16 protein-coding genes are annotated in these 15,050 nt (G+C 62.4%); 11 read left to right on the top strand and 5 right to left on the bottom strand.

From position 1 onward, the window contains the following. Positions 1 to 73: 73 nt before the first annotated feature. Positions 74 to 1,453, bottom strand: a complete 1,380-nt coding sequence (locus JBO08_RS05635) for a PLP-dependent aminotransferase family protein (RefSeq protein ID WP_220074343.1) — start codon at positions 1,451 to 1,453, stop codon at positions 74 to 76. Between the two features lie 131 nt (positions 1,454 to 1,584). Between JBO08_RS05635 and JBO08_RS05630 the strand changes: the two genes are divergently transcribed. From JBO08_RS05630 to JBO08_RS05615, 4 genes are read left to right on the top strand one after another with little or no spacing between them, the layout of a single operon-like run. Beyond that, positions 1,585 to 2,061, top strand: a complete 477-nt coding sequence (locus tag JBO08_RS05630) for a carboxymuconolactone decarboxylase family protein (protein WP_065880448.1) — start codon at positions 1,585 to 1,587, stop codon at positions 2,059 to 2,061. Beyond that, positions 2,054 to 2,494 carry a GNAT family N-acetyltransferase gene (locus JBO08_RS05625; protein WP_065873216.1) on the top strand — a complete coding sequence of 147 codons (441 nt, stop codon included), beginning with the start codon at positions 2,054 to 2,056 and terminating at the stop codon, positions 2,492 to 2,494. The genes JBO08_RS05630 and JBO08_RS05625 overlap by 8 nt, the downstream gene beginning before the upstream one ends. Further along, positions 2,491 to 3,084 (top strand): FMN-dependent NADH-azoreductase, encoded by a 594-nt coding sequence (locus JBO08_RS05620; RefSeq protein WP_220074344.1) that lies wholly within the window; start codon positions 2,491 to 2,493, stop codon positions 3,082 to 3,084. Before JBO08_RS05625 ends, JBO08_RS05620 begins: the two co-directional genes overlap by 4 nt. Positions 3,085 to 3,143: 59 nt before the next feature. Then, entirely contained in the window at positions 3,144 to 4,295 is a 1,152-nt protein-coding gene (locus JBO08_RS05615; protein WP_065945999.1) for a MalY/PatB family protein, read from the top strand. A gap of 535 nt (positions 4,296 to 4,830) precedes the next feature. On the opposite strand, the gene JBO08_RS05610 is transcribed toward JBO08_RS05615, so the two are convergent. From JBO08_RS05610 to JBO08_RS05595, 4 genes are all read right to left on the bottom strand, one after another. Then, positions 4,831 to 5,046, bottom strand: a complete 216-nt coding sequence (locus JBO08_RS05610) for a molybdopterin-binding protein (protein ID WP_003173733.1) — start codon at positions 5,044 to 5,046, stop codon at positions 4,831 to 4,833. Between the two features lie 280 nt (positions 5,047 to 5,326). Next, the gene (locus JBO08_RS05605; protein ID WP_220074345.1) at positions 5,327 to 6,235 is read right to left on the bottom strand and encodes a FecR domain-containing protein; all 909 of its coding nucleotides are present in this window, start codon (positions 6,233 to 6,235) and stop codon (positions 5,327 to 5,329) included. Further along, on the bottom strand, positions 6,232 to 6,750 hold the full coding sequence (locus JBO08_RS05600) for a sigma-70 family RNA polymerase sigma factor (RefSeq protein WP_065873220.1): 519 nt from the start codon (positions 6,748 to 6,750) through the stop codon (positions 6,232 to 6,234). The genes JBO08_RS05605 and JBO08_RS05600 overlap by 4 nt, the downstream gene beginning before the upstream one ends. A 92-nt stretch (positions 6,751 to 6,842) precedes the next feature. Further along, a complete protein-coding gene (locus JBO08_RS05595; protein WP_065873221.1) occupies positions 6,843 to 7,784 on the bottom strand; it encodes a LysR family transcriptional regulator in 942 nt (313 codons plus the stop codon). 116 nt (positions 7,785 to 7,900) lie between these two features. Here JBO08_RS05595 and JBO08_RS05590 point away from each other — a divergent pair, with 116 nt between their 5' ends. From JBO08_RS05590 to rhaT, 7 genes are all read left to right on the top strand, one after another. Continuing rightward, the gene (locus JBO08_RS05590) at positions 7,901 to 9,196 is read left to right on the top strand and encodes an MFS transporter (RefSeq protein ID WP_065891028.1); all 1,296 of its coding nucleotides are present in this window, start codon (positions 7,901 to 7,903) and stop codon (positions 9,194 to 9,196) included. 16 nt (positions 9,197 to 9,212) lie between these two features. Next, positions 9,213 to 10,397, top strand: coding sequence for an L-rhamnonate dehydratase (gene rhmD / locus JBO08_RS05585; RefSeq protein ID WP_065880444.1), 1,185 nt, complete (start codon positions 9,213 to 9,215; stop codon positions 10,395 to 10,397). 10 nt (positions 10,398 to 10,407) lie between these two features. Beyond that, positions 10,408 to 11,208, top strand: coding sequence for an HpcH/HpaI aldolase/citrate lyase family protein (locus JBO08_RS05580; RefSeq protein WP_065946001.1), 801 nt, complete (start codon positions 10,408 to 10,410; stop codon positions 11,206 to 11,208). 11 nt (positions 11,209 to 11,219) lie between these two features. Next, positions 11,220 to 12,653, top strand: coding sequence for an aldehyde dehydrogenase (gene aldA, locus JBO08_RS05575; protein WP_220074346.1), 1,434 nt, complete (start codon positions 11,220 to 11,222; stop codon positions 12,651 to 12,653). Positions 12,654 to 12,723: 70 nt separating this feature from the next. Continuing rightward, the gene (locus JBO08_RS05570) at positions 12,724 to 13,605 is read left to right on the top strand and encodes an amidohydrolase (protein ID WP_220074347.1); all 882 of its coding nucleotides are present in this window, start codon (positions 12,724 to 12,726) and stop codon (positions 13,603 to 13,605) included. Next, positions 13,605 to 13,925 carry an L-rhamnose mutarotase gene (gene rhaM, locus JBO08_RS05565; protein WP_175403029.1) on the top strand — a complete coding sequence of 107 codons (321 nt, stop codon included), beginning with the start codon at positions 13,605 to 13,607 and terminating at the stop codon, positions 13,923 to 13,925. Before JBO08_RS05570 ends, rhaM begins: the two co-directional genes overlap by 1 nt. A gap of 40 nt (positions 13,926 to 13,965) precedes the next feature. Continuing rightward, positions 13,966 to 15,024 carry an L-rhamnose/proton symporter RhaT gene (rhaT, locus tag JBO08_RS05560; RefSeq protein WP_065880441.1) on the top strand — a complete coding sequence of 353 codons (1,059 nt, stop codon included), beginning with the start codon at positions 13,966 to 13,968 and terminating at the stop codon, positions 15,022 to 15,024. Positions 15,025 to 15,050 lie beyond the last annotated feature (26 nt).

Below are 15,050 nucleotides of genomic sequence, written 5' to 3'. Positions count from 1 at the left end.
TTAATCCCCAGCGCAATGGCGTTTTTATTACAGAACCTGTCGGTCACAGAACGGACCTGAAAAACCCCATGTTCTATCGCGTGCTCAGGCCGGCACATTCGGCGAGAACGCTGCGCAGAACCAACGCCAAGTCCTTCGCTTGCTGAGCCGTCGCGACATTGGTAAATCCCATCATCAACCCCTGCCCCCGCCCCACCTCGAGCGTCCACGATGACAACGCTTGAACTGCCAACCCCGCACGATCAGCCGCCTCAGCCACAGCCCGATCCGGTACATCCACCACCAACCGCGCCAACAAGTTAATCCCGCCCGCCTGCTCATCCACCCGCAAAAACGCTGCGCAATGCACCCGCAACGCCTCCACCAAATACCCCCTTCGTTGCGCATACAACTGCCGCATTTTCTTCAGATGCCGGGTGAAATGCCCCTGCTCCAGAAAATCCGCCGCCGTCAGCTGCAACATCTGCGCGCTGCGCTGCTGCAACGCATGGGCACCCCGCTCAAACACCTCGACCAACGACACGGGCACCACCAGATACCCCAACCGCAACCCCGGGAACAGCATTTTGCTGAAGCTCCCGGCATAGATCACCCGGTCATCCACATCCTGGCTCTTGAGCGCTGCCAGCGGCTGGCCGCGATAGCGAAACTCACTGTCGTAATCATCCTCTACCACCCAACTGCCTTGCGCCCGCGCCCACTCCAGCAAGGCCTGCCGACGCGCCGGGCTCAACGCCACACCTAAAGGGCTCTGATGCGCCGGGGTGACAATCGCCAGCCGCGCCTCGCGCTCGCGTGCCATGCCTTGCTCGACATCCAGGCCATCGCGATCCACCGGCACCGGCACCAGTTCCACACCGTGATGCTCCAGCAATTGCCGCGCATGCAAATATCCAGGGTCTTCAAACCAGCAGCGTTGCCCCGCCATCGCCAGCGCGTCACACACCAACGTCAGGCACCCCGCATACCCGGCACACACAAATACCTGCTGCGGCGAGCACTCCACGCCCCGATACAACGCCAGGTAGCTGGCGATCGCCACGCGCAAGGCCTGGGTGCCGCGCACGTCACCCATGGCCAAGCTGTCCGCGTCGGTGCGGCGCACTTGCTGGGTGACCAGCCGCGCCCATAGCTTGCGCGGGAACGCATCCAAAGCAGGCAGGCCCATCTGCAGCGGACGCGGACCTGAAGTGCCTGGCAACGCAACCGGTGTTGGCTTGACCGACATCGGCGGCAACGCCTCGGCGATCACCGTTCCCGCTTGCCCGCGCGCCTCAAAGAAGCCCTCGCTGACCAACAGCTGATAAGCCGTCTCCACCGTACCGCGCGCCACCTTGAGCTCCTGGGCCAGCGCCCGCACCGACGGCACGCGCTCACCGGGGCGCAATTGGCCCTGGTCGATGGCCTGGCGAAAGCGCCGGTATATTTCCTGGTATTTGGGCAGTGACGACATCGCAATTGGCTCGACGCAAAGACAGAGCGAAGTCTGATCATGTCCCAACCCACTTGTCCAATCATGCCCCTGTCGGTTCCCGTTCACCCCCACGACAATGGCGCATCCCTCACCGAACCAAGGAATTCCACATGAAACACCGCCTCGATTACGCCCAGGCCGCCCCTGTCGGCTACAAAGCCCTGGGCGCGGTGCACAGCTACATCCATGGCTGCGGCCTGGAGAAAGAACTGATCGACTGGGTGTACCTGCGGGTCTCGCAACTCAATGGCTGCGCCTATTGCCTGGACAGCCACTCCCGCGACTTGCTCAAACAGGGCGTGAGCCTGGAAAAAATCATGCTGCTGGCCGCTTGGCGCGAAGGGCTCCCGCTCTTTTCCCCGCGTGAACGTGCCGCCCTGGCCTGGGCCGAAGTGGTCACTTCCGTGGCGCAAACCCAAGTGCCGGATGCGGATTACACAGAGGTCGCGGCGGTGTTCAGTGAGAAGGAAGTCGCCGACCTCACCCTGGCCATTTCGTTGATGAACGCGCTTAACCGCGTTGCGATCAGCTTCCGCAAAGTGCCGGCAGCGATCAAGGCGCACCTGGAGAACCAAGGCCATGAATGAACACGTCGAATGCGTACAGATGGAAACCCAGGCCGATTTCATTGCCAGCTTCGCAGTGATGCAACAGCTGCGCCCGCACCTCACCGACGCCACCGCCTTTGCCGCGCAAATCCAGCGCCAACGGCAAAACGGCTATCGCCTGCTGGCTGCACGCGAAAACGGCCAGGTGATTGGGCTGGCCGGCTACCGGTTGACCGAAAACACCCTGTATGGCCGCTTTATCTACGTGGATGACCTGGTGATAGACGCCGCATTGCAGCGTCGCCGGCTGGGTGAACACCTGCTGGATCGCGTGCGCGAAGAAACCCGCGCGCGTGGCTATCGCTGGCTGGTGCTGGACACCGGCATGCACATGGCCCTGGCCCAGCGTTTCTATTTCCGCCAGGGCCTGCTGCCCCTGGGCATGCACTTTTCCCAGGATTTGAGCCAATGAACCACGCCCTGCTCCTCAGTTTCAGCCCCCACGGCAAAGCGGCGCAGAGCTTCAAACTGTCCCGCGCACTGTTACGCGACGTGGTGCCGGACGCGCAGGTGACCGAGCGCGACTATGGCCGCCAGGCGCTGCCGCCCTTGACCCGTGAATACGCTAACGCGCTGACCACCCCCGGCGGACTCAGCGGCAGCGCGACCGCGCTGTCGGAACAGTTGATCCTGGAACTCGAAGCCTGCGACCTGCTGATCCTCTGCACGCCGGTGCATAACTTCACCGTGCCGGCGGCGCTGAAGGCCTGGATCGACCACGTGGTGCGTATCCAACGCAGCTTTACGCTGAATGAGCAGTTTGAAAAAGTCGGCTTGCTGAAAGACCGACGCACCTTTGTGCTGGTCAGTTCGGGTAACGCCCGCAAGGGCCATGAGCCGGACTTTCTCACGCCGTACATGACCGCGATCCTGTCTATCGTGGGCATTCAGTCAGTCGACTTCGTGTATTTACCGGCCATGGTGCGCGGCGCGGAAGCGGTCAACCGCGCGCTGGAACAGGCGCATCAGCAATTGTCCGCGGCAATCAGCTCTGGCCTATAAAAATAATGGCGCTAGAATCAGCGCCATTCTTGCGCCTGACTTCCTGATACGAGCCCCCCATGAGCTTTGATTTCGACACGATCCACCCACGCCTCGGCACCGGCAGCACCAAGTGGAACCGCTACCCGCAGGACGTTTTGCCGATGTGGATCGCCGACATGGACATCGCCGCGCCCCCCGCCGTGCTGCAGGCGCTGCATGCACGTCTTGACCAGCAGGTGCTCGGCTACAGCGTCGCCGGCCCGGATGTGCGCGAGGCGATCGTTGCCGACCTGTGGGCCAAATACGCTTGGCGCGTACAACCGGATGAGCTGCTGTTCCTGCCCGGCGTCGAACCGGGTTTCAACATGGCGCTGCACGCGTTTGTACAGCCGGGCCAGCCGGTGGTGCTGCAAACCCCGAACTATCGGCCGATCCGCCTGGCCCCAGGACACTGGAACCTGCCGCGCATCGAAGTCCCTTTCGAACTGATCGACACTGAATACCTCACGCCACTGCCCGCCCTGCGCGATGCGCTGGCCGGCGCGGGTGCACTGCTGCTGAGCAACCCGCACAACCCCATTGGCAAAGTCTTCCCGCGCGAAGAACTGCTCGCCGTGGCCAATGCCTGCCTGGCAAACGGCGCACTGATCATCTCCGATGAAATCCACGCCGAGCTGTGCTTTGATGGCCGCCGCCACATCCCCACCGCCAGCCTCAGCGATGAGATCGCCCAGCGCACCATCACCCTGATGTCGGCCAGCAAGGCCTACAACGTGGCGGGTTTGAAGACCTGCTTCGCGGTGGTCCAGAACGCCGAGATCCGCGAGCGCTTCAACGCGGCCCGTTGCGGCATGGTCGACAGCGTCAGCCCCCTCGGCCTGGAAGCCACCCGCGCCGCCTATAGCCAGTGCGGTGAATGGCTCGACGCGCTGGTGCAATACCTGCAAGCCAACCGTGACTACCTGCTCGACGCCGTGCAAACCCGCCTGCCCGGTGTGGTGATGCATGCACCGCAAGGCACCTACCTGGCCTGGCTGGATTGCAGCGCCCTGGGCCTGGATGACCCGCAACAATTCTTCCTGGAGCAAGGCAAGGTAGGCTTGAGCGCAGGGATCGAATTCGGTGACGACAGCCAGCAATTCGTACGCCTGAACTTCGGCTGCCCACGATCGATGCTGGAAGAAGGTTTGCAGCGTATGGAGCAGGCGCTACGCCAACGCCAGGCCTGACTCACCCAAACCTGAACCAACTTGCCGGCGATGAGCCGTAATCTGCTCAGCTTTTGATCTGCTCTGCTCTGCTCTGCTCTGCTCTGCTCTGCTTTTGATCTTGATCTTGATCTCAGGCGCCCCGTCAACCACGCTGGCCGAACGCAGGCTTGAATCCGTGGGTAACCCGGCAGGACGCCGGGTTAGCCGCGCTGGGCCAAGGATGGCCCATCGCGGCGGCCCACGGATTCAAGCCGGAGTGAGGGCATGTCGAGCCTAGGCGAGACACCGAGTGGTGGGGCGAAGGCCTTATGCTTACTTTTGGGCCTCTCCAAAAGTGAGCCGCCGTAAGGGCGGAACCTTAGGAGGCCGTTACCGCAGGAATGGATATGTACTCCGACCCAATATCTCTAGCGCCTACAACCTAGCCATCGCAGGCAAGCCAGCTCCCACATTTGAACCTCATTTACAACTGATAAAGCTTGGGCGACTATCAGGCCGCCACGGGAGCAAGCTCCCTCGCCACAGGCGCACCTATGCGGCGATGAGTGGATCGTCAAAGCTTAGCGATGGACACTTCAGTGGACTTCACAAAGGCAATCACCTCACTGCCCACTTTCAATTCCAGATCACGTACCGAACGGGTAGTGATCACCGAAGTGACGATACCGGACGCCGTTTGCACGTCGATTTCCGACACCACTTCCCCCAGCAGAATTTCCTTGATCACACCCTTGAACTGATTGCGCACGTTGATCGCTTTAATGGTCATGTCGGCTTTCCTTTTGGCTGTTGGGTCAATCCGCACGAATGCGCAGGCCCTCAAAATGCGCCATTGCCGACCACATTAAAAAGAATATATATCTCTTTATTTATACGATTACGATATATGAAGATTGTTGCCCTGCCAACAGCACTTCAACCATTTGCCAACCTCCGTAGCCGCCGAGCGCCAGCGAATCGGCATGATCCGGTGCTGGCGCAGCTGAAGGCGCTGTGCTTGAACGAGCTGCAACGCGCCCATGCGATTTGAATTGAAACAGCTCCCACACTTAACTCAGTGTGATCCAATACCGCGTCCGCGCCTGCACCTCGAACCCCAGCGTCGAGGCCAATAGGTTGAGGATTCGGTCCGTGTCGTCCAGACGAAAACTGCCTGTCACCCGCAAACGCTCCAGGCGTGAATCCCAGCGCAACACCCCTGGGCGATAGCGCTCCAGCTCCCGCAGAAAATCCCCCAACGGTTGGTTCTGCGCCGTCAACACCCCCTCGCGCCAGCCCAACTGCAACACATCGAACGACGCCCAGGCGGCCAGCCCACTGGCGTTCAGGGGGGCTTGCTGGCCCGCCTGCAAGGTCGTCATTTGCCCGTTCAGGTCGCGTACTTCAACCGAGCCCTTGAGCACCGACACCCGACAGCCGGCGGCCAGTTGCCGCACACACACGTCGGCCTGGCTGACCCTCAACTCGCCGTATCGGGTGTGCACGGTCATCGCCGCCGCGCCAGGTACATTCAGCGCCAACTCACCGTCCACCAAGGTGATGCGGCGCTGCGCCAGGTCCATGTCCACTGCCGTCGCGGTATTGAGTTGCAAGCTGCCGCCGTCGGCCAATGGCAGGCGTTTGCGCTCACCGGTGGCGGTATGCAGGTCGGCGCGCCATACCTCGATGGGCAATTGGCGGCTGACCAGCCAGGCAGTCGGCACCAATGCCGCGATCCCCAAGGCACGCTTGAGCACAGCGCGTCGCCCCGGTTGTGGGCGATCGAGGCTGGCCATCGCCAGGGCCTGGGGCACGTCGCTGAAACGCTGGCGCAGGGTTTGGGCCTTCTGCCAGGTCTGTTCGTGTTGGGGATGGCTGTCACGCCAATGCTGCAACGCGGCGTGATCACGCTCGGTGGCCGCGCCGGATTCGAGCAGCGCCAACCACTGAGCAGCGGCGCGGGCGACGTCGCGGCTCACAGGTCCACCACCAGGCAGTGCTCGTAGGCTTGGGCCATGTAGCGTTTTACCGTGCGTTCGGACACGTCGAGGCGCTCGGCGATCTCGCGGTAGCCCAACCCTTCCAGTTGGCTCCAGAGGAAGGCGCGGCGGACCAGCACCGGCAAGCCGTCGAGTAATTCATCCAAGGCTTGCAGCGTCTCCAACACCAACCAGCGCTGCTCGGGCGATGGCACGCACGCTTCCGGCAGGTTCGCCAAGGCAGTCAGATAAGCCTGTTCAAGGCTGCGCCGCTGATGAAAATTCACCAGCAGGCGCTTGCCGACGGTCACCAGGTACGCCCGCGGCTCCTGCATCTGCGCAATCGGCTGGGCGCTGGCGAGCACACGCAAAAACGTATCCTGGCTCAGGTCCGCGGCATCCCAGGCATTGCCCAGCCGCCGGCGCAGCCAACTTTCGAGCCAGCTGCGATGGTCGCGGTACAGGCTCGACAAGGTCAGTTCGGGGGCGTGGGTCGGTACAACAGCATCATTCATGGCGAGCGACCTGCGCGGCGCGAGTGAGTCTCAAATGAGATTCATTCTATTTAATATCGCGCCGACACACCATGCCCTTTTCAACAATGCGTTTAGAGCGTGGCGGCTTTCTGCCGCAGCAAGTCGATAAACAACCCCAATTCACGGCTCACCACCTCGCCTTTGCGCAATAGCATGCCAAACGGCGCCAGCCGCACCTCCAGGGCTACCGGCAACGCCACCACCAAACCCATCTTCAGGTAATCACGCAGCGCGCTTTCTGACAGCACCATCACCGCATCGGTCAGCTGGATCAACTGCTGCATGGAGTACACCGAGCTGCATTCGATAATGTCCGCCGGGCTCGGCAGCGCCAGGTCCTGCAGCGCCTGGTCGAAGCCGATACGCGCCGGGCTGGTTTGCGGTTGCAGGATCCACGGCCAGTCACGCACCAATTCCTCCAAGGGCACGTGTTCACGCTGAGCCAGGGGATGGCCCGCATGCACCACCACCAGCAAGCGCTCGTTGCCCAGGGGTTCGAAGCTGTAATGCTCGCTGTCAGTGGCGGCGTTGCGCCGCGAGATCGCCAGGTCGATGCGACCCTGCTCAAGCAGTTGGATCACCTGGTCGCTGGTGTCACCCATGATGCGGATACGCAGTTGCGGGTTCAGGGATTTGATCTGCGCGATGGAGTCCATCACCAGGTCCGGTGCGGCGCCCATGATGGTGCCGATCGACAGGTAGCCATAGCCGCCCTGCTGGCGTGCCATCAAGTCTTCGGCGCAACGGTCCAGCCCGCTCAAGGCTGATTCGGCAAAGCGGATCAACTCCTGGCCCAGCGCCGTCGGGCGCATGCCCCTGGGCAAACGCTCGAAAAGGTCGCAGGCAAACATGTCCTCGATCTCACGCAGCATGCGCGTGGCGGCCGGCTGCGACATGTTCAGCGCCTGGGACGCACGGTGCAGGTTCTGGCTGGAACTCAGCGCAACGAGCATATGCAAATGCTTGTAGCGCAGGCGGTTGAACAGGCTGCGGGAGATCGGCGGACTACTCATCAATTTCCTTTTTATCGATACCCTGAGGTTATCAGTTGTAAGCGAGATTCGATTTGTAGCGCATTGCTCGCCCGCCGTACAGTCCGTCCCATAAGAACAAAACATCGGACGCCACTATGAAAACCCTGCCTGCGCCCCTGCTCGCCAAAATTTCCTGGCGGCTGCTGCCCTTCCTGCTGTTGATGTACATCATGGCCTTTCTCGATCGCGCCAATGTCGGGTTTGCCAAACAAGCTTTCCAGGCCGATACCGGCTTGAGCGACGCCGCTTTTGCGTTTGGCGCCGGCGTGTTCTTTGTCGGCTACGCGCTGCTGGAAGTACCGAGCAACTTGATCCTGCACCGTGTCGGGGCCCGCCTGTGGATGTGCCGCATCATGGTCAGTTGGGGCCTGGTTTCGGCGGCCATGGTATTTGCCCATAACGAAACCAGCTTTTATGTGCTGCGCTTTTTACTCGGTGTGGCCGAAGCCGGATTCTTCCCCGGCGTCATCCTCTACCTCACCTACTGGTTCCCCCAGGCCGTGCGCGGCAAGGCCATGGGCTTCTTCTACTTTGGCGCGCCTTTGGCCTTTATCTTCGGCAGCCCGCTGTCCGGTTTGCTGCTGGAAATGGACGGCTTCGCTGGGATTCACGGCTGGCAATGGCTATTCGCGGTCGAAGGCCTGATGGCAACGGCAGTGGGCATCTGGGCGTATTGGTACCTGGACAATCGCCCCGCCGATGCCACGTGGCTGACCACGGATGAACGCCAGCAGATCCAACGCCTGCTGGACAGCGAAGACCAACACAAAACCTCCCACGGCCGCAGCCTGCTGACCGTGCTGTGCCAACCCTCGGTGTTGTACCTGTGCCTGGTGTACCTGCTGATCCAGGCCAGCGTGTACGGCGTGGTGTTTTACCTGCCAACCCAGGTCGGCGGCCTGCTCGGCACCAAGGTCGGCTTGATGGTCGGGCTGGTCTCGGCCATCCCTTGGCTGTGCGCGCTGTTCGCCGCCTGGTGGATCCCCAGCTATTGCGACCGTACCGGCCTACGCCGCCAGACCGCCTGCCTGACCCTGCTGATGGCCGCCGCCGGCATCGCTTGCTCGGTGACCTTCGCCAACCCGCTGCTGGGCATGCTCGCGCTGTGTTTCGCCGCCTCCGGTTTTATCGCGGTGCAACCGGTGTTCTGGACCTTCCCCTCCAGCTACCTCGCCGGCAGCGCCGCCGCAGCCAGCATTGCGCTGATCAATTCCTTCGGTGCCCTCGGTGGTTTTATAGCCCCTGTGATCAAGCACTGGGCCGAAGGCGCCTTCAATTCCCCGGCAGCCGGTCTGTACCTGCTGTCCGCCACCACGGTACTGGCTGCATTGCTGGTGCTGGGCATCCATTCACCCGGCCGCACAGCGTCGAAAACGCCGGCCACTGTTTAACGCCAGGAGTCACACCATGGGTCATCTCACCATCAAACACGTCCGCGCCTTTGTACTGCGAGGCGGCGGCGCCGATTACCACGACCAGGCCGATGGGCATTGGATCGACGACCATATTTCCACGCCGATGAGCAAGTACCCCGAGTACCGCCAGAGTCGCCGCAGCTTCGGCATCAACGTACTCGGCACCCTGGTGGTGGAAATCGAAGCCAGTGACGGCACTGTCGGATTCGCGGTGACTACCGGCGGTGAACCGGCCGCCTACATCGTCGAGAAACACCTGGCGCGCTTCATCGAAGGCGCCCGCGTCACCGACATCGAGAAAATCTGGGACCAGATGTACCAGTCCACCCTGTATTACGGCCGCAAGGGCCTGGTGATCAACACGATTTCCGGCGTCGACCTAGCGCTGTGGGACTTGCTCGGCAAAATCCGCCAGGAACCGGTCCACCAATTGCTCGGTGGCGCGGTGCGTGACGAGTTGCAGTTCTACGCCACCGGTGCGCGCCCGGACCTCGCGCAGAAGATGGGCTTTATCGGCGGCAAGATGCCCCTGCATCACGGCCCCAGTGAAGGCGAAGAAGGCCTGCGCAAGAACCTCGAAGCGCTGGCGACCATGCGCGAACGGGTCGGCCCGGACTTTTGGCTGATGCTTGATTGCTGGATGAGCCTGGATCTGAACTACGCCACCAAGCTCGCGATTGGCGCCCATGAACATGGCTTGAAGTGGATCGAAGAAGCGCTGTCCCCGGACGATTACTGGGGCTATGCGGCCCTGCGCAAAAACGTGCCCAAAGGCATGTTGGTCACCACAGGCGAACACGAAGCCACCCGCTGGGGCTTTCGCATGCTGCTAGAGATGGGCTGCTGCGACATCATCCAGCCCGACGTCGGCTGGTGTGGCGGCCTCACTGAGCTGGTGAAAATCTCGGCGCTGGCTGACGCGCATAACGCAATGGTCGTGCCCCACGGTTCATCGGTGTACAGCTACCACTTTGTCGCCACCCGCCATAACAGCCCATTCGCCGAGTTCCTGATGATGGCGCCGAAGGCGGATGAAGTGGTGCCGATGTTCCACCCGCAATTGTTGGGCGAACCGGTGCCGGTGAATGGCCGCATGCGTTTATCGGTACTGGACAAGCCCGGCTTCGGCGTGGACCTGAACCCCGATTGCCAACTGCACCGTCCCTACAACCGCTGAGGAAAGCGCCATGCACATGCCCCGCAATGGCTTCAAGGCCGCCCTCGCCAAGGACGCCACTCAATATGGCATCTGGGCCGGTTTCGCCACCGGCTACGCCGCCGAGATCGTCGCCAGCCTGGGTTACGACTGGATGCTGATCGACGGTGAACATGCACCCAACACTGTGCCCAATGTGCTCAACCAGTTGCAGACGGTCGCGCCGTACACCACGGCGCCCGTGGTGCGTGCCGTCAACGGTGACGCCAGCCTGATCAAGCAACTGCTCGACGTCGGCGCCCAGACCTTGATGATCCCCATGGTCGAAACCGCCGAACAGGCCCAGGCCCTGGTGCGTGCCATGCGTTATCCGCCCCACGGTATTCGTGGCGTCGGCGGCGGTTTGACCCGCGCCACACGCTGGGACGGCGTGGACAACTACCTGGACACCGCCCATGAACAGCTGTGCCTGATCGTGCAGGTTGAATCGCGCCTTGGCGTGGAAAACGTCGCCGCGATTGCCGCCGTGGAAGGCGTTGACGCGGTGTTCATCGGCCCGGCCGACTTGTCGATCGGCCTCGGCCATGCCGGCAACCCCGGCCACCCCGAGGTGCAGGAGCGCATCAAACACGCCATCGACGCCACCCTCGCCGCCGGCAAGGTCAGCGGCATCCTGGCGCCCAACGAAGACGACGCACGCCGCTACCAGGCCTGGGGTTGCCGCTTTATCGCGGTGGCTATCGACATCAGCCTGCTGCGCCAGAGCGCCCTGGCCACCCTCGCCCGCTATCGCCCTGCTGTCGACACACAAGCGCCTTCGCGCACTTACTGAGGAACCTGCCCATGTCATCCGTTCCCGTTTACCAGAACTTCATCAATGGCCGCTTCACGCCCAGCGAAGCGCACATTGACGTGCTCAACCCGGCCACTGGCGCGCTGCTGTCCAAGGTGCCGGCGTCCACCGCTGCCGATGTCGACCAGGCCCTGGCCGCCGCGCGCCAGGCGCAAAAGGCCTGGGCGCGCAAACCCGCCATCGAACGCGCCGGGCACCTGCGGCGCATCGCCGCCAAACTGCGTGAGAACGTCGCCCACCTGGCGCGCACCATCACCCTGGAACAAGGCAAAATCAGTGGCTTGGCCGAAGTGGAGGTGAATTTCACCGCCGACTACCTCGACTACATGGCCGAGTGGGCGCGGCGCATCGAAGGCGAGATCATCACCAGCGACCGCCAGGACGAAAATATCTTCCTGTTCCGCAAGCCGTTGGGCGTGGTGGCCGGCATCCTGCCGTGGAATTTTCCGTTCTTCCTGATCGCGCGCAAAATGGCGCCGGCGCTGCTCACCGGCAACACCATCGTGATCAAGCCCAGCGAAGAAACCCCGAACAACTGCTTTGAATTCGCCAAGCTCGTCGCCGAGACCGACCTGCCCGCTGGCGTGTTCAACGTGGTCTGCGGCGACGGCCAGGTCGGCGGCGCACTCACGGCGCACAAAGGCGTAGACATGATCAGCTTCACCGGCAGCGTGGCCACCGGTTCGCGGATCATGACCTCCGCCGCCCCCAACATCACCAAACTCAACCTGGAACTGGGCGGCAAGGCCCCGGCCATCGTGCTGGCGGACGCCGACCTGGACCTGGCGGTGAAAGCCATCCGTGACTCGCGCATCATCAACACCGGCCAAGTGTGCAACTGCGCCGAGCGCGTGTACGTGGAGCGCAAGGTCGCCGATCAATTCATCGAGCGCATCAGCGCAGCCATGTCCGCCACCCGCTACGGCGACCCCATCGCCAGGGCCGACGTGGAAATGGGTCCGCTGATCAATCGCCAGGGCCTGGACAGCGTCAACCGCAAGGTGCGCACCGCGTTGAGCCAGGGCGCGAGCTTGGTCAGTGGCGGGCAGATTGCCGACCTGGGTGCGGGTTTTCACTTCGAGCCGACGGTATTGGCCGGGTGCCGCGCCGACATGGAGATCATGCGCGAAGAGATCTTCGGCCCGGTACTGCCGATCCAGATTGTCGACGACCTCGACGAAGCCATCGCACTGGCCAATGACTGCGATTACGGCCTGACCTCGTCGATCTACACCCGTGACCTGGGCAAGGCCATGCACGCGGTGCGCGAGATCGACTTTGGCGAAACCTACGTCAACCGCGAAAACTTCGAGGCCATGCAAGGTTTCCACGCCGGCGTGCGCAAATCCGGCATCGGCGGCGCCGACGGCAAGCACGGCCTGTACGAGTACACCCACACGCACGTGGTGTACCTGCAGAGCTGAGTTGGTTAAACCGGGCCAGGCACGCTAGCGTGCTGGCCCCTTCGAATTTGCATCTGATAAGGACGGCGTCATGCCCCTGACTTCCTATAGCGGCCCGATCATCGACAGCCATTTGCACCTGTTCGACCCGCGTCGGCCCCAGGGCATTCCATGGCCCGAGCCGAGTAACCGGCTGTACGCCGCGCACCTGCCAGCGGATTACTGGGCCCTGGCCGAGCCACACAACGTGGTCGGCGCGATTGCCGTGGAAGCCAGCCCGTGGCGCGACGATAACCGCTGGCTGCTCGACACATTACGCAGCGATCCGCGCATGCTCGGCTTCGTGGGCAACCTGGACCCGCTGCACGCACGCTTTGCCGCCGACCTCGATGCCCTGGCGGATGAGCCGCTGTTCCTTGGCCTGCGCTACGGCAACCTGTGGGACCGCGACCTGTTGCTGGACCAGACACGCCCAGGGTTTATCGACGGCCTGCGCCAGCTCGCCGCCACGGGCCGCAGCCTGGACAGCGCCAACCCGAACCCGCGCCTGATCAAGGGCCTGCTGACGTTGAGCGATGCCCTGCCAGCGCTGCGCATTGTCGTCGATCACCTGCCTAACGCCCAGGTGCCGGCGGGTGAAGAAGCGGCGTATCACGCGGACCTGTTGCGCCTGGCAGAGCGCCCGAATGTGTTCGCCAAACTGGCAGAAATCCCCCAGCTCGGGCCGCACGGCTTGATCACCGACACGGCGTTCTACAACGACCGCCTGGCCGTGCTCTGGGAAGCCTTTGGCGAAGACCGTTGCCTCTTCGGCAGCGACTGGCCCAACAGCGATCACCTGGCAGATTTCGCCACCACCCTCGGGCTCGTCAAGCACTGCATGGCCGACAAATCCGAGACCGTGCAAGGCAAGTTCTTCGTGCACAACGCGGTGCGGATCTACACCCCCGGCCCTCACGCTGGAGCGCAGTGATGCAGACCCGTGCCTTTCGCATGAACCTCAACCCGGGCCAGGCCGCCGAGTACCGCCGACGTCATGATGAGATCTGGCCGGAACTCGCCCAGGCGCTGCTGGAGGCCGGCGTGGTGGATTATCGGATTTTCCTCGATGAGCCCGCCAACGCGCTGTTCGCCACGCTGACCCACGAAGACGTCCATGGCCTGGATGAACTGCCTGGCACCGCACTGATGCAACGCTGGTGGAACTACATGCAAGACATCATGCCAAGCCACGCGGATGCCTCGCCGATCAGTGTCGACCTGCTGCCGATGTTCGAACTGACGCGGCCCTGATCCAACTGACCCACAACAACAATAAAAAGGATTCGACTACGTGGAAATCATTCTCCTTGGTGTGATTCTGCACTTCATCGGCGGCTTCGCTTCCGGCAGTTTCTACATCCCTTACAAGAAGGTCCGCGGCTGGGCCTGGGAAAGTTATTGGATCACCGGCGGCCTGGTGTCTTGGCTGATCGTGCCGCTGATCGCGGCGCAACTGACGGTGCCCGGCTGGGTGGACATCCTGCGCAATGCCGACACCAGCACCCTGCTCTGGACCTACCTGTTCGGCGTGTTGTGGGGTATCGGCGGGCTGACGTTCGGCCTGACCATGCGCTACCTCGGCTTGTCCCTTGGCATGTCGCTGATCATGGGTCTCACCTCGGCCCTCGGCGCCTTGATGCCGGCGCTGTACCGCGACCTGTTCACCACTGAAACCGAAGGCACGCTGACCTCGATGCTGGCCTCTCAAGGTGGGCATTGGGTGTTGTGGGGCGTCGCGGTGTCGTTGATCGGTATTGCGGTGTGCGGCAAGGCCGGACTGATCAAGGAACGCGAAGTGTCGCAGGCGGTGAAGTTCGCCAGTGTCAGCGAGTTCGCGTTGGGCAAGGGCATGCTGGTGGCGGTGATTTCCGGGGTGCTGAGTGCGTGTTTCAGCTACGGCATTTCTGCCGGCCGCCCGCTGGCCGCCGCAGCGGTAGAGCACGGCGCCAACAGCCTGTTCCAGAACAACGTGACCTTTATGGTGATCATGTGGGGCGGACTGACCACGAACGGCATCTGGTGCCTGTGGCTGAATTGGCGCAACCGTACCTTTCATAACTACACCGACCGTAGCACCCCGTTGCTGGGCAACTACCTGCTGGTGGCCATCGCCGGCACCCTGTGGTTCTTGCAGTTTTTCTTCTACGGCATGGGCGAAAGCCGCCTGCAGAACGACGCCAGCTCCTGGGTGCTGCACATGTCGTTCATCATCATCGTGTCCAACTGCTGGGGCTTGTATTTCCGCGAATGGCACGGCACGAGCGCCGCCAACAAGGGCGTTTTGGTAGCCGGTATCGCGGTGATCCTCGGCGCGATTGCCATGGTCGGCTACGGCAATTACCTCGGCTGACGCCACCCATTTTTGAAGGAGTGTTT

Source organism: Pseudomonas sp. LAP_36 (assembly GCF_019456785.1).
Lineage (GTDB): Bacteria > Pseudomonadota > Gammaproteobacteria > Pseudomonadales > Pseudomonadaceae > Aquipseudomonas > Aquipseudomonas tritici.
Note: the sequence above shows the minus strand (reverse complement) of the source record. Positions and strands in the feature narration are given on the sequence as shown.